The organism is Streptomyces sp. Je 1-4 4N24 (assembly GCF_026239515.1).
In the GTDB taxonomy this organism is placed as follows: domain Bacteria; phylum Actinomycetota; class Actinomycetes; order Streptomycetales; family Streptomycetaceae; genus Streptomyces; species Streptomyces nigrescens.
Genome location: NZ_CP110836.1, coordinates 5,476,339 through 5,493,353, shown reverse-complemented (window position 1 = coordinate 5,493,353; position 17,015 = coordinate 5,476,339). Strand labels below are relative to the sequence as shown.

Here is a 17,015-nt window from a genome sequence, read left to right as displayed (position 1 = left end):
GGCGGTGGCGTGGGGCTGCGACGTCGCCGTATCCATGGGAAGTGCGCATTCAGGGTCCGTCGTTGGGCGTGACACTGGCTCCGGCTCCGGCTCCGGCTCCGACTCTGCGGAGCTGCTTGCTCCGGCGACCGGTCAAGCCGCCGACATAACAAGAGCGTTCCGCCGCAGAGTTGAACAGTGACGGGCCGACGGCAACACACCGCACTGTTCCGTTTTGGCGAGCAGGTAGAGCCGATCGCGCGCCGGACGCTCCCATGGACGGCACCGCCGAACCGATCCGAACGCCGCACTCCACCAACATCGTTGAATTAAAAAGAAACCGCCGTCCGGTTCTCGGCGCGAGTGTCGCCGACGGCGTTGTCAGTGCCGTATGCGAAGGTTAGTTCGGCAGTTGAACGGAGCATCGGGGGAGGGGTCGAGCCCGCTATGTCATTGACCTACGAGGTAGCGGCACTTCATGCAGGGCGACCAGATCCAGCCGCTTTGGTGGGGGAATTCCGCCGTACACATGTCTTGATCCCAACGATCAACGAAACACTCATGTCCACGGAGTTGGACGGCATCCGCTGGCTGTACGCGTTCACCGACGAAGACACCCTGACCCGCTTCGCCCTCTCCCGCGGCAGCGAGCCCGGGACGGAGTGGCGGTATGTGACCGCATCCGGCGCCCGGGTCCTTGACGTGCTGATTCCTGCCTGCGAGGGCCCGACGGGGGTGGCGTTGGATGCGGGCAGTGAACAGGGTGCGCTCTTCCCGCCGATGGCCGGAATCGTTCCGACCAGCGCGGCCATCGATGTATCAGCGGACGGCATTTCGGACGTACCGCACAAGGGGGAGGAATAAATGGGCCTGGTCGGCGGAAACGGTTACCAGCTCGAACCCGAGGCTTTTGAGCAGCTCACCAAGGGCATCAAGGCCGCGACGGCCGAACTCAAAGAACTGGGCTTTGATGTGGAGGCCCAACTGGGGCGCGGTTTCGACCGGTTGTCCCTGGACAGCATGGAATGCGGCGATGACGGCCTGGCCGCTGTGATGGATTCCTTCTGCGACCGCTGGGGCTGGGGCGTGCGCACGTTGATGCAGGACGCCAACGAATTCTCCAAGAAGCTCGGAATTACCGCCGGCATGTACTACGAGCAGGAGCAGTACGTCTCGGACGCACTGAAGCAGACGGTGAACGCGGCGATGGGCGACCCGTCCAAGACGGCAGAGGAGCTGCACAACACCTCGTGGGCCGACATCGGCGCCGACAACCCCTTCTCCCAGGTCGCGAACGCGGACTTCGACCCGACGTCGAAGGCGTCGATGGACGCGCATCAAAAAGTGGCAGAGGGCGCCCAGCAGTTCAGCCACGACGTGACCTCCGTTCCTGACCGGATCATGCACGGCGGCGAGGACCCCGCCGACGTCAAAACGGAGTTTCACGAGCCGAAGGGTTCGCAGGGCCAGGGGGGTAACAGCAAGTGAGCTGGGTCGGGGATGCCGTCAACGCCGTAGGCGAGGGCGCGAGCAAGATAACGGGGGCGGTCGAGCGCGGTGCCGGTGAGCTGATCGAGCACGGCTCCGACCTGACCGGTGACGCCCTGGAGGCGGCCGGTCTCGACGACGCCGGACATGCCGTCCGCTCCGCCGGCGCGGACGCGGCCGGTGCCCTGGGCGCCCACGTCGACGAACGCCAGCTGGGCGAGACGGAAGACCCCAAAGAGCTCATCCACGGCGACGTGGAGAAGATCAACGAGACGGCGTCCCACCTCAAGGACTTCTCAGCGGCCTTCGACCGGGTGGCCGACGGGATGCGCAAGCTCGGCTCGGGCCAGCACTGGAGCGGCAAAGCGGCGGACGCCTTCCGTGAGAAGTTCGATATGCATCCCAAGCAGTGGATGCACGCCGCCGATGCCTGCGACGACGCCTCGAAGGCGCTGAAGTCCTATGCGGAGACGGTGTCCTGGGCACAGGGCAAGGCCGGCGACGCGATCGACAAGTACCGCAAGGCGCTGGAGGCCACCCGCCGGAGCGTCGAGGCCTACAAGACCAAGGTCGACACGTACAACGCGCAGGTTGACTCGTACAACGCCGCCGTTGACGGGGGCCAGGACCCGGGCGCCCAGCCGCAGAAACCGGTCGTGTACGAAGACCCCGGTGCCGAGGGCCGTGAGGCGGCCCAGGACATGCTCAAGAGCGCCCGCACCCAGCGCAACGAAGCTGCCGGACGGGCCCGTAACGCCATCAAGGGCGCCCTGTCCCACGCTCCTGAGAAGCCCACGTGGCTCGACTCGGCGGGCGCGAACCTCAAGGACGGCGGCGAGGCGTTCGTCTTGGCGAACGCGCACATGGCCGGCGGTGCCCTCAAGGCCGGGGCCGACACCCTCAAGCTGGCCCGGACGATCAACCCACTGGACCCCTACAACGTCACCCACCCCTGGCAGTACCTCTCGAACACCTCCACCACCCTCATGGGCCTGGCGCAAGCCCCCCTCCACCCCATCGACACCGCCAAGGGCGTGCTCGGCTCCGGCTGGGGCAGCGACCCGTTCGACTCCGGCGCAGCGATGATCGTCAACGCGATCGGCGGCAAGGGCGCGGGCAGCCTGGCCAAGGGCGCGGCGAAGGCAGGGGCGAAGAACGCGGCCAAGGGCGCAGCGCGGACGGCAGCCAAGGAGGGCGGCAAGCGCACCGTCATGGACCGGCTGCGCAGGGCCTGGTGCAAGACCTTCGGCAGCGACCCCATCGACATGGCCACCGGCCGCATGATCCTGCCGCAGACCGACATCGCCCTCCCCGGCAGCCTCCCGCTCTCGTTCACCCGCACCTTCGAGTCGTCCTACCGCCAGGGCCGCTGGTTCGGCCCGACCTGGATGTCCACCGTCGACCAGCGCCTGGAGATCGACGCCGAGGGCGTCATCCTCATTGGCGAAGAGGGTGATTTCCACCTCTATCCTCACCCTGCCGTGGGCGTCCCCACCATGCCCACCGACGGTGACGGCGCCCCGCTCGAACTCACCCCGGACGGCGACTACCTCCTCACCGACCCGGCCACCGGTGTGCGCCGCTACTTCACCACCTACACCGAAAACCTCGCCGTCCTCGACGAGATATCCGACCGCCGCGGCAACCACCACACCTTCGACTACACCGAAGACGGCACCCCCACCGCCATCACCCACAGCGCCGGCTACCGCCTCCTGCTCACCACGGACGAGGGGCGCATCACCGCCCTCCACCTCGCCGGCGCCGCCCCGGACGGCAGCGACCAGCTCCTGGTCACCTACGGCTACGACGAGCTGGGCAACCTCACCAGCACCACCAACTCCTCCGGCCTGCCCCTACGCTTCGGCTACGACGACCACGGCCGGATCACATCCTGGACCGACACCAACAACAGCAGCTACCTCTACCTCTACGACGACCAGGACCGCTGCACCTCACAGGGCGGCATCGAAGGCCACCTGCGAGGACACTTCTCCTGGGGCGACCCCGACCCCACCACCGGCCTGCGCACCAACCTCCACCACAACTCCCTCGGCCAGGTCACCACCTACCAGGTCAACGACCACCACCAGATCGTCGCAACCACCGACCCCACCGGCGCCGCCACCCGCACGGTCCGCGATGCCAAGCACCGCGTCCTGTCGTCCACCGATCCCCTGGGTCGCACCACCCACATCGACTACGACGATGAGGGCCGGCCGGTGAGCGTCGTCCTCCCCGACGGCAGCCGCTCCACCACCACCTACAACGACCTCGGCCTGCCCCTGACCACCACCGGTCCGGACGGCACCACCTGGACGCACACCTACGACGCCGACGGCAACCGGACCTCCACCACTGACCCCACCGGGGCCAGCACCACCTACATCCACGACGAGCGCGGCCATATCGCCGGCGTCACCGACGCCTTGGGCAACACCACCCGGCTCTATTGCGACAAGGCCGGCCTGCCGGTGTCGGTCACCGATCCCCTCGGCGCGGTGACCCACTACCGCCGCGATGCTTTCGGCCGCACCACCTCCGTCACCGACCCCCTCGGCGAAACCACTCACATGGTGTGGACCGTCGAAGGCAAGCTGGCAGCCCGCATCGACGCCTCCGGCGCCACCGAGGAATGGACCTACGACGGCGAGGGCAACCGCCTCACCCACACCGACGCCATCGGCCAGACCACCCGCTTCGAGTACACCCACTTCGACCTGCTCACGGCCCGCACCGACCCCGACGGCGTCCGCCACGAGTTCACCCACGACACTGAACTCCGCCTCACCCAGGTCACGAACCCTCAAGGCCTGACCTGGAACTACAGCTATGACGGCGCAGGCCGCCTGATATCCGAGGTCGACTTCGACGACCGCGTCCTGGCATACGCCCACGACCCCGCAGGCCAACTCGCCAGCCGTACCAACACCCTTGGCGAAGTCACCACCTACACCCGCGACGCCATCGGCCGCATCACACACAAGGACGCCGCCGGTCTCGTCACCACCTACGTTCACGACGCCAGCGGCAACCTGCACCAAGCGGCCAACCCGGACGCCACCGTCACCTACACCCGCGACATCCTGGGCCGCGTCACCGCCGAAACGGTCAACGGCCGCACCATGACGTTCACCTACGACGCCCTGGGCCGCCGCATCTCCCGCACCACCCCCACCGGTCACACCACCACCTACACCTACGACGCCGCCGGCAACCGCACCGCCATGGACATCGCCGGCCACGTCCTCACCTTCGACCATGACGCTGCCGGCCAGGAACTCACACGGACCATAGGCAGCCATCTCCAGCTCACCCACATCTGGGACCCCACGGGCCGCCTCACCGCCCAGTCCTTCACCGCAGCAGCCACCGGCGCTCTCCCGGCCCCCGCAGAGGCTGCCCCGGCACCACACACCACTGTCGGAGCACAGCGGCTCCTCCACCGCGGATACACCTACCGCCCTGACGGCAACCTCACTGCAATCGACGACTCCCACACCGGCCGCCGAACCTTTGACCTCGACCGCGCCGGTCGCGTCACTGCCGTCCACGCCACCGGCTGGACCGAGACCTACGCCTACGACGAAGCCGGCAACCAAACCCACGCCACCTGGCCCGACCGCCACGCAAACCCTTCAGCCCGAGGCGACCGCACCTACACCGGCACCCGCATCATCCGCGCCGGCACCATCCGCTACGAACACGACGAACTCGGTCGTGCGACCCTCCGCCAAAAATCGCGCCTCTCCCGCAAACCAGACACCTGGCGGTACGCCTGGAACACCGAAGACCGCCTCACCACTGTCATCACCCCTGATAGCACAATCTGGCGTTACCTCTACGACCCGTTCGGTCGCCGAATGGCCAAACGACGCCTCGCCGACGACGGACAAAGAGTTGCTGAGGAAACCGCCTTCACCTGGGACGCGGCCACCCTCACTGAGCAAACCACCTACACATCTACAGCCCGTGAAACGATCACTCTCACCTGGGATCACGATGGCCTAGCTCCCCTGACCCAAACAGAACGCAAAACCGCAGCACCGGACCGATCCGGTGCTGCACAAGAAATTATTGACCAACGCTTCTTCGCCATCGTCACTGATCTGGTGGGCACTCCCACGGAACTGGTTGATCCCACCGGAAACTTCGCCTGGCGCACGAGCTCCGGTCTATGGGGGGACACCACCTGGAACGCCAACGCCACCGCCTACACCCCCCTACGGTTCCCCGGCCAACACTTCGACCCAGAAACCCAATTCCACTACAACGTCCAACGCCACTACGACCCGGCTACGGCGCGCTACCTCACCCCTGACCCCTTCGGCCTGGACCCGGCCCCCAATCCAGCCACCTATGTCCGCAATCCCCACACCTGGACCGACCCGCTTGGGCTCGCTCCCGATGCCTGTACAGCGGCCACTTCGGGAAAGCCGAGCTTTCCCGACGAGACCGTAGAGGCCACACCTGAGATCGTGGCACCAAAACCACTAAAGCCAAACCAAGCCTGGGATGCCATCAACGACTTTTTGGGGCCAGGCGAGCACACGAACACCCATCCCCGAACGGGAGTTCCTGACCCGCACCGTCTAGTATCAGAGGACGGGCAACGCAGCACCAGAATCGGGCCCCACGAAATGAACAGCAAGAATACAAAATTCCACTTCCACATGGAGAAGTGGGCCTTCATTTCACCGATGAACAAATGGATAGTGGATAACACGATGGTTCGAGTTCCCTTGGGGCTTAAATAATGGAGATCGAAATCCTGCGTATCATCGACCAGGAATCTGCAGAAGTGCATTTTCGATGTCGGGCAGGGGAGGCGCGAGGCGTTTGGCGAGGCGACTCTCCAGCCACCCTCGGAACACACCATATCGAGATCGACGTTCCAAATCCTGCACAATCTTGGAATTCCCGCACCCCGACAACACCACTCATCGCAGGCGACCCCGAAAACCAGAATTCCGTAACCACAATTGCAGGAACACTAGAATCCCTAGGGGAAGATGCGATCGCCTGCATTCGAGTCGACCAGGATATTCTGATGATCGAACTCGCTTCAGGCGATGAAGAGCCATCCGTTGGTACCGGCATCGAGATCCATACCACAGCCATTCACCTATACCCCCTCGATCTTTGAGGTGAAATCCGGAAAACTTCGTCACGTTATTCACCTTCCACATCCGATCCGACAAGGGCTGGGCATCCGCGATGCGATCAAGGATGGGTAGAAACGTGTCGCCTCATCGGCCATTCTGCAGCTATCAGGGAGTGCGACTCGACCTGCGAATCCGGGCAATTCAGGATAGTATCTCCGAGCCTTCGGCACCGCCTCGGGCCAGGGTTGTGATCGCAGCGGCTCGCGTCTGACTCCAGGGTGGCCGAGCGATGTGATGCTATTTCCTGTTCTGGTGCCTCGCCGGAGCAGCGATGCAGCCAGTTCACCGGCACAGGTCGGCTCCGAAACCAACCATGGGTGAACGTCCTGGACCATGTGGGGTCAGAGAAAGAGGAACTAAACCTCCCTCTCTGCGTAAAGACTCAGGGCGACCACCAGTTGTCGGACGTCATCGACGTGCTGTTAAAGGGGCAGCACATCGGGATGAGACTGGCGTAATCAAGGGCCCCTTATCGAACTTCCGGTACGCCTCGGAAGAGAAAGAAGTAAATGACTACTCCGCAACAGCCACCAGCCGGCTTCGGGCAGGCGCCGGGTTACGGGGCGCCACAAGGGATGCCGCAGCCCGGCCCACCGCCGGCCGGGTATCCGGTGGGTGCCGCCCCCGGCGGACCGGCGCCGTACGGGCATCAGCCGCATCCCGCCGGGCCTGCGCCCTACGGGCAGCCCGGACCCTACGGAATGCCGCAGCAGGCGCCCCCGTTCGGTTACGGCGGCCCAGGCATGCCGCCTCCCATCCCACCGAAGCGGAACGCCGGGAAGACGTGGGGCATCCTCGGTGCCGTGGCCGGTGTGCTGGTGATCGGGACTCTGGCCTCGACCGTGGCGGCCAACGGCGGAGGGAGTTCGTCGGGCGGGTCCGACGGCGGGCCGAGGTACCGGGTCACGGTGCCGCAGACGCTGGCAGGCGGGGAGTACAAGCTCGCCAAGGACATATCCCAGCAGGCCGGCAGTGCGGTGCCGCCTGACGGGGCCAATGAGCACAACATCAAGGCAGTGGGCGGGCAGTACTCGTCGGGAACCAAGTCGCTGGTGATGCTGGGGCTCTACGGCGTCATTGATGATCCCGAGACGGCCATCGACCACGCCATCCGTGGCATGACGCGCGACGGCAAAACGGAAGTCGCCGTGGCGGACAAGAAGTTCACGCCCACCGGGGGCGGAGATTCGCTTACCTGTGGTGTGGATGTGCGGACGGAGATGGGCCAGAAGGTCACGCTGCCGTTCTGTATCTGGGCCGATTCCAGTGCGAGCGCGAATGTCGCCGAAACCGACGCCTCGGATCTGTCGAAGGATCCGCAGTCCGTCGACCTTCAGGAATTCGCGGACAAGGCGGCCAAGATCCGCAGTGAGGTCAGGAAGCCGCTGGGCTGAGGCCCCGCGGATGGAGGCGGGCGCCTCCTGAAGTTCCGCCGGTCACCGTGGTACCGGTCGTTCTCCCACGGTGGGCGGCGTCGCTCCAGGAGCCGTGCGTCGGCCCGACCCTGGACGGCAGGACCTGCAGGACCTACGCCTCCTCCGCCAACTCCAGCCACCGCATCTCCAACTCATCCTTCTCCGAGCTCAGCTCGCGCAGCTGGGCGTCGAGACCCGCGACCTTCTCGAAGTCAGTCGCGTTCTCGGCGATCTGGGCGTGGAGCTTGCTCTCCTTGTCGCCGATCTTGTCCAGTTGGCGCTCGATCTTCTGGAGTTCCTTCTGGGCGGCGCGGTTGACGGCGGCGGCCTTCTTGGGGGCCGAGGTCTGCGGGGCGGGGGCCGGGGTGGCGGCCTCGATGACCTGGCGGCGGCGGTCCAGGTACTCGTCCAGGCCGCGCGGCAGCATCCGCAGCGTGGCGTCGCCGAGCAGGGCGTGGACGCGGTCGGTGGTGCGCTCAATGAAGTAGCGGTCGTGGCTGATGACGATCAGCGAGCCGGGCCAGCCGTCGAGGAGGTCCTCCAGCTGGGTCAGGGTCTCGATGTCGAGGTCGTTGGTGGGCTCGTCGAGGAAGAGAACGTTGGGCTCGTCCATCAGGAGGCGGAGGATCTGCAGGCGGCGGCGCTCACCGCCGGAGAGGTCGCCGACCGGCGTCCACTGCTTCTCCTTGGTGAAGCCGAACTTCTCGCAGAGCTGGCCGGCGGTCATCTCCCGGCCCTTGCCCAGGTCGACCCGCTCGCGCACCTGCTGGACGGCCTCCAGCACCCGCAGCGTCGGGGGGAGTTCGCCGACCTCCTGGGAGAGGTACGCCAGCTTGACGGTCTTGCCGACGGTGATCCGGCCGGCCACCGGCTGTGCCTCGCCCTGGGTGCGGGTGGCCTCGGCCAGCGCCCGCAGCAGCGAGGTCTTACCGGCGCCGTTGACGCCCACCAGGCCGATCCGGTCGCCGGGGCCCAGCTGCCAGGTCAGGTGCTTGAGGAGGATCTTCGGCCCGGCCTGGACGCTGACGTCCTCCAGCTCGAAGACGGTCTTGCCGAGGCGGGAGCTGGCGAACTTCATCAGTTCGGCGTTGTCGCGGGGCGGGGGGACGTCCGCGATCAGTTCGTTGGCGGCCTCGATGCGGAAGCGGGGCTTGCTGGTACGGGCGGGGGCGCCGCGCCGCAGCCACGCCAGCTCCTTGCGCATCAGGTTCTGCCGCTTGGCCTCTTCGGTGGCGGCGATCCGCTCCCGCTCGGCCCGCGCGAAGACATAGTCGCTGTAGCCGCCCTCGTACTCGTGGACGTCACCGCGCTGGACGTCCCACATACGCGTACAGACCTGGTCGAGGAACCAGCGGTCGTGGGTGACGACGACGAGCGCGGAGCGGCGGGCGCGCAGATGTCCGGCCAGCCAGGAGATGCCCTCGACGTCGAGGTGGTTGGTGGGCTCGTCGAGGACGATCAGGTCCTGTTCGGCGATCAGCAGCTTGGCGAGCGCGATGCGGCGGCGCTCGCCACCGGACAGCGGGCCGATGACGGTGTCCAGGCCCTGGGTGAAGCCCGGCATGTGCAGATCGCCGAAGAGGCCGGTCAGCACGTCGCGGATCTTGGCGTTGCCGGCCCACTCGTGGTCGGCGAGATCGCCGATGACCTCGTGCCGGATGGTGGCGGCAGGGTCGAGGGAGTCGTGCTGGGTGAGGACGCCGAGGCGCAGCCCGCCGTTGTGGGTGACCCGGCCGTTGTCCGCGTCCTCCAGCTTGGCGAGGATCCGGATCAGGGTGGTCTTGCCGTCCCCGTTGCGCCCGACGACGCCGATCCGGTCCCCCTCGTTGACGCCGAGCGAGACACCGTCGAGCAGGGCACGGGTTCCGTACACCTTGCCGACGGCTTCCAGATTGACGAGGTTGACGGCCATCTCACTCCTGCACTCAGACCTGCGCTTCCGACCTGCACGTCAGATCGATCGACCTACCCAGCCTAGTCGTCGTGCGGAGGTGGGCCGCCGGGAGATAAATACCTGTGGATAAGTGCGGGGAGATGAGTACCGGGAGATGAGTAGCCGTACTGATGGCAGGGCCGGCGGGCGCTCCTAGCGTGGGCCGCATGATCAACGAGCGGGCTCCGGAAGCCCTTCCTGTGCGCGACGCGGCACCGTCGGTGACGGGTTCCACCGTGGGCCGCGTTCTCATCGGCCTGCTGGTGCTGGCGTTCGCCGGGGTGACCGGGCTGTTCGCGCCGCTGCTGGTGATGGCGAGCGACAGCTGCTCCGAGGAGGACGCCCGCACGATCTGCTCCGCGGGCGCCCAGCAGGTCGTCGGCGGCCTGCCGGTCGGCGCCGCCTTCGTGGCCGCCCTCCTGGCGGTGGTGGGCATGGCCAACAGGAGCACGGCGGGCTGGGGCTGTCTCCTGGCGGCGCCGTTTCTGCTGGTCGTGTCCTGGGTGGTGGCGCTAGGCCTCGCGGGCAGCTGAGGCAACCGCCTCACCGTTGTAACGTGCCGTCATGGCACCGGACATGGGCATGGAAGTGGAGACCGTACGCGGGCTGGTCTACGGCCCGAGCGGCAAGCAGCTGGACGTCCACCGTCCGGCCGGGACGTCCGGGGCGATGCCGACCGCGCTGCTGTGGCACGGCATCGGCCCCGACGAGCGCGACGTCCTGGAGCCGCTGGCGCGGACGACGGCGGCCCTCGGGGCGCTGGTGCTCGTCCCGGACTGGCGCTCGGACGCCGCGGACGGCGGCCGGGCGCAGCTGCTGGAGTCGCTGGCCTTCGTCCGCAAGGAGGCGGGCGGTCTGGGCGGCGACGAGGCGTCGTACGTACTGGCCGGGTGGTCGGCGGGGGCCGGGGCCGCGCTCGGGGTCGCCCTGTGGCCCGAGTCCGTGGCGGAGTGGCGTCCGCGGGCGGTGGTGGCCGTGGCGGGCCGCTACGACCTGCCGGCCCGCACCACCGGGACCGCCCCGCTGGACGATCTCGCCGCGGGCCGCGACCCGGGCGTACCGGTCCATCTGCTGCACGGCACCCGCGACACCGTCGTGGACGCCCAGCACTCCCGCGCCCTCGCCGCGACGCTGCGGACCGTGGGCCGGGCGGTGACCCTCCAGGAGCCGGAGACCGACCACGCGGGCGTCATCATGACCGCGTACGACCCCGCGGCGGACCAATGCGTCCCGACGACCGCCGAGCACGCGGTACGGGCGGGGCGGCTGGTGGCGGGGGCGCTGGCGGGGGTCGGCGGGGGTATGGCGTAGCGCTCCCGCCGGTGTCTCGGGGCGGGAGCGCTACGCCGGACGACCAGGTGGTGAGCCTCCGGGCGGCCGGTCACCAGGGAACGCTTCTCTGCGGTCCTGTTGCCCGGTTGCCCTGTTACTCGGTGGCCATGTTGCCCAGTGCTCCCGTGCTCCCGTGCTCCCGTGCTCCCGTCTCCCGTGCTCAGCTCAGCGCTTTCTCGATGGCCTCGAAGATGTCGGCGTCGGTCTCCTGCTGCCAGGCCGGAAGGTCGGGCCAGTCCGCGACGCAGCCCGGCTTCGGGTCGTCGAAATGCTTGACATCTGGGCCGTCCAGCAGGTCGCGACGAAGCGGCCCTTCTGCTCCCGGGACAGCCTGGACGTGTGCCCGTCGCTGAACTCGATGAAGTGGCGCACCTGCTCGTAGACCGACCCGGCTGCCTCACGCTCCCACGGCGGGGTGTCGACCCACGGAGCGACGTAACCGGCCTTCGGCTCCCCGGGGAAGTGCTGATGCACACCGACGATCCAGGTCTCCCGGAACAGTCATGCACCCTCGGTCTGCAACATGCCATCCCCTCTCGTCACGGCGTGCTCCGCATGGCGATCTCCGCCCCCAGCTCCGCCGCACGGTGATCGCGGCTCAGGCGGCCGAACTCGTCGCACAGGTCTCGGAGCCCACGGGCGATGTACCCGGAGGATGAGGCGCGAGCCAGTGGTGCGGACAGCGGCGGAAAGGTACTGCGGTGCGCCCTCGGCTGCGGGCAACGAAGGCCGCACCGAATGTCATTACCCATGGGAAACAGTGACGTATAGGCTGCATGATCGGGCTCGCAGACCAACGGGCTCCGCAAGGAAACAAGGGGGACACGATGAAGAGCAAGCTCGCGCTGTCACTTGGTGCAGTCATTCTCAGTACGGCATCGGCAGGGCTCATCTCGGCCACCCCGGCCGCTGCCGCGGGCTACGAACACTTCGAGCAGGTCACATGCTGGAATATGAAGTACACGCACACGAGTTGGAGCGGGACATGCAATGTCCCGTTCGGCCACGCTCGAGCAGTGGCTGAGTGCGCCAACGGAAAGATCCATAAAGGCGCGTGGACGGGGCGTGGCACCTGGAAGTTCGGCATGAGCTGCGGCAAAAGCCGGATGGGCGGCATGAATGTGGAGGCCAAGAGCAAGTGAAGGCTGCGCCGGTCACTCCGCACCCGTGAGACGTTGCCACTGAATATCCGTCGGGGGCACCACCCCCGACGGATCGCAGCGGGTCACGGAATGATCCCGAGCTGATGGTCGGGCCTCCCGAGTGCCTTTGTGAGTGGCACCTAGGTGCGTGTCGGTCAGCGGCGGCCGCCGCCACCGGACGACCAGGTGTTGAGCCTCCGTACGGCCTCCTCCAACTCCCGGCGGCGGGCCGCCTGATCCGCGGGAGGCCGCGCCTGCTCCGACGGACGGACGGGGACGGACGGCCGGACGAGACGGCCGTCCTCACCGCACAGCGGCAGCAGCTCGGGCGGCAGTCGCCGGACGCGCACGAGGCGACGCCGCACCGGAGGCTCCGGCAACCAGGCCGTGGGCGAGAGGGCGCCGGTACTACTGCTCGCCCGATGGCCGCCCTGCCCCGGAAATAACCAACCCAGCAGCCTTTCGAGGATTGTTCGAACGAGGCCGCCTGGCCCACCCTTCAACGGGTGGCCGCCTTGCGGAGAACCTCGGTGAGCCGGCGGGCGGTGGCCGCGTTGCAGTTACCGAGGGCGACCAGCGAGACGCCGTACACGCCCGCGAAGCCCGGCAGATCGACGCCGAGCGACGGCAGCGTGATGCCGTGGTCCATCAGCGCGGTGCGCAGCTCTTCGGCACTTTCGTGTACGTCGTCGGGGAGGGAGCGGTCGAGGGGCATGGACCCCGCCTTTCTGTACGCATAGCAACGAACCGCTTACAGAGTGATGTGACGCGGCGTAGCGTGAAAGGGGTTTGGGCTCCCGGGCGTGGTCCGGGGAATGCGCGGTGTGACGTGGTGGAGATGTGGGAACCGCCGGGGCCCGTCCGCAATCACTGTGAATCAGCTACACGTACGGCGGTGAACCGTGGCACGACGCAAGGACATCGACGGGTCGGCGGGAGTTCCGACCTTCTACGGCAAGGAGCTGCGCTACCAGCGGGAGTTGGCCGGGCTCACGCTCCAGCAGCTGGTCGAGGGCAGCTTCTACGGCCCCAGTCACCTCAGCGAGATCGAGCGCGGCGAACGGCGGATGCCGGCGGAGCTGGCCGAGCACGTGGACAAGGTACTCAAGACGGATGGCTTCTTCCAACGGCGCTGCGAGGACGTGCGGAAGGCGAGGCGGACGGGCCATGCCGAGTACTTCGAAAGCGTCCTGGAGGCGGAGAAGTACGCGGAGACCATCGAGGAGTGGTGCCCCACCCTCATCCCTGGGCTGTTGCAGACCGAGCCGTACATGCGGGCAGTGGTGCGGGCGACCCATCCGCTGGCGCCCGACGAGGAGGTGGAGGAGAAAGTCAGCGCCCGCACGGCGAGGGCTCACCTCTTCGAGAGTGACCGCAAGACCCCGGAGTACTGGGTGATCCTGCCCGAGTACGTGTGGCGCTGCCCGGTCATTCCTGCGGCCGAGATGGCTGATCAGCTCGAACGCATCGCAGAGCTGGCAAGGAGGCGCCGGATCGTTCCACAGGTCCTTCCGTGGAATTGCGGACCGCACCCCCTCATGACGGTGGGCTTGGCCAAGATCATGACCTTTGCGGATGCTCCGCCGCTTGCCTACCTGGAATCGCAGTACAGCGGCGACACGATCGACGATCCGGCCCTCGTGAAGAAATACCGCAAGGCATACGATCGGCTCAGGGCCGCCGCACTTGCTCCCGAGGCGACCCTGACCATGATCGAGGCGGCCGCAGAGGACTACCGAAGTGACAAACGACCGGATTGACTTGAGCACCGCCGTCTGGCGCAAGAGCAGCTATACCAACGGCGACGGCGGGGACTGCGTCGAGGTGGTCGACGATCTCCCCGGCATCGTCCCCGTCCGCGACTCCAAGGACCCACACGGACCGGCGATCATCTTCCCGGCCACCGCCTGGTCGACCTTCGTCACCGCCGTCAAGGACACCGACCTCCCGGGCGTCTGAGTCCTCCCGGGCGCCTGAACGCTCCCAGCCGGCTGACTTCCAAGGCACGTTCCTATGTGGTCAGCTCAGCGCTTTCTCGATGGCCTCGAAGATGTCGGCGTCGGTCTCCTGCTGCCAGGCCGGAAGGTCGGGCCAGTCCGCAACGTAGCCGGGCTTCGGATCGTCGAAATGCTTGAACATCTGGGCCGTCCAGCAGGTCGCGACGAAGCGGCCTTTCTGGCCCCGGGACAGCCTGGACGTGTGCCCGTCGCTGATCTCGATGAAGTGGCGCACCTGCTCGTAGACCGACCCGGCTGCCTCGCGCTCCCACTGCGGGGTGTCGTCCCAGGGAGTGACGTAGCCGGCCTTCGGCTCCCCGGGGAAGTGCTGGTGCACTCCCGCGATCCAGGTTTCCCGGAACAGTCGTGCACCCTCGGTCTGCGACATGCCATCCCCTCTCATCACGGCGTGCTCAGCGTGGCGATCTCCGCCCCCAGCTCAGCCACGCGGTGGTCGCGACGCAGGGGGCCGAACTCGTCGCACAGGTCTCGGAGTCTAGGGGCGATGCACCCGGAGGTTTTGACCCCACAGCGACATCCCTCCCACGACGGTGCTGCCACGCCGGTATCGAGAACCGCCCCCGCCCCAAAGAACCTCCGCCCTACAAAACCCTCGCCCCCACCGCCGGAGAATCCGCCATCCGCACCTGTCGGCAGGTCCCCGACGCCATCAACGCCGACGCCACCTCCCGCGCCGCCTCCGCATCCTTGACCAGGAAAGCGGTGGTCGGCCCCGAGCCGGACACCAGCGCGGCCAGCGCCCCGGCCGCGGTGCCCGCCTCCAGGGTCTCGGTCAGCGACGGCCGCAGGGACAGAGCCGCGGCCTGAAGGTCGTTGGCCAGAGTCGAGGCCAGCGCACTGGCATCGCCAGCCTCCAACGCGGCCAGCAGCTCAGGCGCCGCCTCCGGCTCCGGCACATCCGTCCCCGCCGTCAGCCGGTCGAACTCCCCGTAGACGGCGGGAGTGGACAGCCCGCCGTCGGCGACCGCGAAGACCCAGTGGAAGGTGCCGCCGACCGGGAGCGGAGTCAGCAACTCGCCGCGCCCCCGCCCCAGCGCCGCGCCACCGACCAGGCTGAACGGTACGTCGCTACCCAACTCGGCGCAGATATCGAGGAGTTCGGCGCGATCGGATCCCGTCGACCAGAGCGCGTCGCAGGCCAGCAGGGCGCCCGCGGCGTCCGCGCTGCCGCCCGCCATGCCGCCCGCGACGGGGATGTCCTTGTGGATGTGGAGGTGGACCTTCGGCTCGATGCCGTGGCGGGCGGCGAGCAGTTCGGCGGCGCGGGCCGCCAGGTTCGTCCGGTCCAGGGGGATCTGATCGACGTCGTGGCCCTCGGCGGTGATCCGCAAGGTGTCCGAGGGGGTGGCGGTGACCTCGTCGTAGAGGCCGACGGCGAGGAAGACGTTCGCCAGGTCGTGGAAGCCGTCCGCGCGGGCGGCGCCCACGGCCAGCTGGACGTTGACCTTGGCCGGTACCCGGACGGTGACCGGGGTGCCGGTCGGGTCGGCCGTGCCGGTCGGGTCGGCCGTGCCCGTCACGCCGGTCGCGCCCGTCGCGCCGGTCGGGTCGCTCGCGCCGGTCGAGTCGGTCGTGCCGGTCGTGCCCGTCGCACCCGTCGGGTCGGTCGTGTCGGTCATGCGGCTCCCCCTGTCTGACGGATGCCGGGCGTGCCGCCCGGTCCCTTGTGCTCGGCGATCCGCGCGAACTCCTCTACGGTCAGTGCCTCGCCGCGGGCCTGCGGTGAGACGCCGGCGGCGACCAGGGCGGCCTCCGCCGCGGTGGCCGATCCGGCCCATCCCGAGAGCGCGGCGCGCAGTGTCTTGCGGCGCTGGGCGAACGCCGCGTCGACGACGGCGAAGACCTCGTCGCGGCTCGCCGAGGTCTCGATCGGCTTCTCGCGGCGGACGAGGGAGACCAGGCCGGAGTCGACGTTGGGGGCGGGCCAGAAGACGTTGCGGCCAATGGCGCCGGCCCGCTTGACCTCGGCGTACCAGTTGGCCTTCACGGAGGGCACGCCGTAGACCTTGTTGCCGGGGCGGGCGGCCAGCCGGTCGGCGACCTCGGACTGCACCATGACCAGGGTGCGGTCGATGGTGGGGAAGGTCGCGAGCATGTGCAGCAGCACCGGCACGGCGACGTTGTAGGGGAGGTTGGCGACCAGCGCGGTGGGGGCGGGGCCGGGCAGCTCGGTGACGTGCATGGCGTCGCTGTGGACCAGCGCGAAGCGGTCGGCGCGGCCGGGCAGCCGGGCCTCGACGGTGGACGGCAGCGCCGCGGCCAGCACCTCGTCGATCTCGACGGCGGTGACCCGGTCGGCGGCCTCCAGCAGTCCCAGGGTCAGCGAGCCGAGGCCGGGGCCGATCTCCACGACGACATCGTCGGGCCGGACGCCGGCGGTCCGCACGATACGGCGGACGGTGTTGGCGTCGATGACGAAGTTCTGGCCGCGCTGCTTGGTGGGGCGGACGCCCAGCGCGGCAGCCAGCTCGCGGATGTCGGCGGCGCCCAGCAGGGGCCCGGGATCGTCGGTGGTGCTCTTGCTCATGCCACAGCCTCGTTGC

16 protein-coding genes and 1 pseudogene are annotated in these 17,015 nt (G+C 67.9%); 10 read left to right on the top strand and 7 right to left on the bottom strand.

The window, feature by feature from the left end:
• The first annotated feature begins 426 nt into the window (after positions 1 to 426).
• The 5 genes from SLV14N_RS24165 to SLV14N_RS24145 all read left to right on the top strand — a co-directional run bounded on the left by SLV14N_RS24165 (position 427) and on the right by SLV14N_RS24145 (position 8,026).
• Positions 427 to 843, top strand: coding sequence for an SseB family protein (locus tag SLV14N_RS24165; RefSeq protein ID WP_263271036.1), 417 nt, complete (start codon positions 427 to 429; stop codon positions 841 to 843).
• The gene (locus tag SLV14N_RS24160) at positions 844 to 1,467 is read left to right on the top strand and encodes a hypothetical protein (protein ID WP_208683534.1); all 624 of its coding nucleotides are present in this window, start codon (positions 844 to 846) and stop codon (positions 1,465 to 1,467) included.
• Entirely contained in the window at positions 1,464 to 6,224 is a 4,761-nt protein-coding gene (locus tag SLV14N_RS24155) for a putative T7SS-secreted protein (protein WP_263271035.1), read from the top strand. The genes SLV14N_RS24160 and SLV14N_RS24155 overlap by 4 nt, the downstream gene beginning before the upstream one ends.
• Complete coding sequence (locus SLV14N_RS24150; RefSeq protein ID WP_263271033.1) at positions 6,224 to 6,613, top strand: hypothetical protein; 390 nt, start codon at positions 6,224 to 6,226, stop codon at positions 6,611 to 6,613. Before SLV14N_RS24155 ends, SLV14N_RS24150 begins: the two co-directional genes overlap by 1 nt.
• Before the next feature lie 822 nt (positions 6,614 to 7,435).
• Positions 7,436 to 8,026: a hypothetical protein gene (locus SLV14N_RS24145; RefSeq protein ID WP_263271031.1), complete on the top strand. Its 591-nt coding sequence runs from the start codon at positions 7,436 to 7,438 to the stop codon at positions 8,024 to 8,026.
• A gap of 133 nt (positions 8,027 to 8,159) precedes the next feature.
• On the opposite strand, the gene SLV14N_RS24140 is transcribed toward SLV14N_RS24145, so the two are convergent.
• Positions 8,160 to 9,959: an ABC-F family ATP-binding cassette domain-containing protein gene (locus SLV14N_RS24140; protein ID WP_208683527.1), complete on the bottom strand. Its 1,800-nt coding sequence runs from the start codon at positions 9,957 to 9,959 to the stop codon at positions 8,160 to 8,162.
• Between the two features lie 188 nt (positions 9,960 to 10,147).
• On the opposite strand from SLV14N_RS24140, the gene SLV14N_RS24135 reads away from it, so the two are divergent.
• On the top strand, positions 10,148 to 10,513 hold the full coding sequence (locus SLV14N_RS24135) for a hypothetical protein (protein WP_263271029.1): 366 nt from the start codon (positions 10,148 to 10,150) through the stop codon (positions 10,511 to 10,513).
• A 31-nt stretch (positions 10,514 to 10,544) separates the two neighbouring features.
• Complete coding sequence (locus SLV14N_RS24130) at positions 10,545 to 11,291, top strand: alpha/beta hydrolase (RefSeq protein WP_263271028.1); 747 nt, start codon at positions 10,545 to 10,547, stop codon at positions 11,289 to 11,291.
• Positions 11,292 to 11,472: 181 nt separating this feature from the next.
• Here SLV14N_RS24130 and SLV14N_RS24125 read toward each other — a convergent pair.
• Positions 11,473 to 11,813 (bottom strand): annotated as a pseudogene (locus SLV14N_RS24125) (hypothetical protein).
• A 326-nt stretch (positions 11,814 to 12,139) separates the two neighbouring features.
• On the opposite strand from SLV14N_RS24125, the gene SLV14N_RS24120 reads away from it, so the two are divergent.
• Positions 12,140 to 12,454, top strand: coding sequence for a hypothetical protein (locus tag SLV14N_RS24120; RefSeq protein ID WP_263271027.1), 315 nt, complete (start codon positions 12,140 to 12,142; stop codon positions 12,452 to 12,454).
• Between the two features lie 155 nt (positions 12,455 to 12,609).
• Here the strand turns inward: SLV14N_RS24120 and SLV14N_RS24115 are convergent, their stop codons facing one another.
• Together SLV14N_RS24115 and SLV14N_RS24110 are read right to left on the bottom strand one after the other, a co-directional pair.
• On the bottom strand, positions 12,610 to 12,819 hold the full coding sequence (locus SLV14N_RS24115; protein ID WP_263271026.1) for a hypothetical protein: 210 nt from the start codon (positions 12,817 to 12,819) through the stop codon (positions 12,610 to 12,612).
• 134 nt (positions 12,820 to 12,953) lie between these two features.
• Entirely contained in the window at positions 12,954 to 13,169 is a 216-nt protein-coding gene (locus tag SLV14N_RS24110; protein ID WP_263271025.1) for a hypothetical protein, read from the bottom strand.
• Between the two features lie 187 nt (positions 13,170 to 13,356).
• Between SLV14N_RS24110 and SLV14N_RS24105 the strand changes: the two genes are divergently transcribed.
• Both SLV14N_RS24105 and SLV14N_RS24100 read left to right on the top strand, forming a co-directional pair.
• The gene (locus tag SLV14N_RS24105) at positions 13,357 to 14,214 is read left to right on the top strand and encodes a helix-turn-helix transcriptional regulator (protein ID WP_263271024.1); all 858 of its coding nucleotides are present in this window, start codon (positions 13,357 to 13,359) and stop codon (positions 14,212 to 14,214) included.
• Position 14,215: 1 nt separating this feature from the next.
• Complete coding sequence (locus SLV14N_RS24100) at positions 14,216 to 14,413, top strand: DUF397 domain-containing protein (RefSeq protein ID WP_263271023.1); 198 nt, start codon at positions 14,216 to 14,218, stop codon at positions 14,411 to 14,413.
• A 60-nt stretch (positions 14,414 to 14,473) separates the two neighbouring features.
• On the opposite strand, the gene SLV14N_RS24095 is transcribed toward SLV14N_RS24100, so the two are convergent.
• The 3 genes from SLV14N_RS24095 to rsmA form a co-directional block, all read right to left on the bottom strand.
• Positions 14,474 to 14,839: a hypothetical protein gene (locus SLV14N_RS24095; protein WP_263271021.1), complete on the bottom strand. Its 366-nt coding sequence runs from the start codon at positions 14,837 to 14,839 to the stop codon at positions 14,474 to 14,476.
• Positions 14,840 to 15,053: 214 nt separating this feature from the next.
• Positions 15,054 to 16,091 (bottom strand): 4-(cytidine 5'-diphospho)-2-C-methyl-D-erythritol kinase, encoded by a 1,038-nt coding sequence (locus SLV14N_RS24090; RefSeq protein ID WP_263271020.1) that lies wholly within the window; start codon positions 16,089 to 16,091, stop codon positions 15,054 to 15,056.
• Positions 16,088 to 16,999, bottom strand: a complete 912-nt coding sequence (rsmA, locus tag SLV14N_RS24085) for a 16S rRNA (adenine(1518)-N(6)/adenine(1519)-N(6))-dimethyltransferase RsmA (protein ID WP_263271019.1) — start codon at positions 16,997 to 16,999, stop codon at positions 16,088 to 16,090. Before rsmA ends, SLV14N_RS24090 begins: the two co-directional genes overlap by 4 nt.
• Positions 17,000 to 17,015: the final 16 nt, after the last annotated feature.